This window comes from Sporosarcina sp. USHLN248, assembly GCF_037144575.1.
GTDB classification, from domain to species: Bacteria; Bacillota; Bacilli; order Bacillales_A; family Planococcaceae; genus Sporosarcina; species Sporosarcina contaminans.
The window spans coordinates 1-238 of the sequence record NZ_JBBCZC010000126.1; the positions used below are offsets into that span (position 1 = coordinate 1).

1 protein-coding gene is annotated in these 238 nt (G+C 46.6%); it reads left to right on the forward strand.

Annotation, left to right across the window (positions count from 1 at the left end; all coding sequences use genetic code 11):
• Positions 1-205: hypothetical protein (locus tag WFH04_RS18230; protein WP_336825743.1), on the forward strand; the 205-nt coding region annotated here is incomplete at its 5' end.
• Between the last annotated feature and the right edge of the window lie 33 nt (positions 206-238).

Here is a 238-nt window from a genome sequence, read left to right on the forward strand (position 1 = left end):
AGTAATGTTGATTTGCGCTACAGGGCGGACGCTTTCCGCCGGCATGGCTTCAGCCGCTTCCCTCGCTTTGCTCAGTCCAGGGTCTTCAGCTCATGCTCCTAACGCTTCGCTATTACTCGCAAAAGAATTTGCTATTCCGGCAGGAGTCGCCGCCTTTCGCTCCAATCAACGAATCTCTTTTATACCGATTTTTGTAGTCAAATAATTCTTATCCTAAATGAACCCCAATTTCTTTATA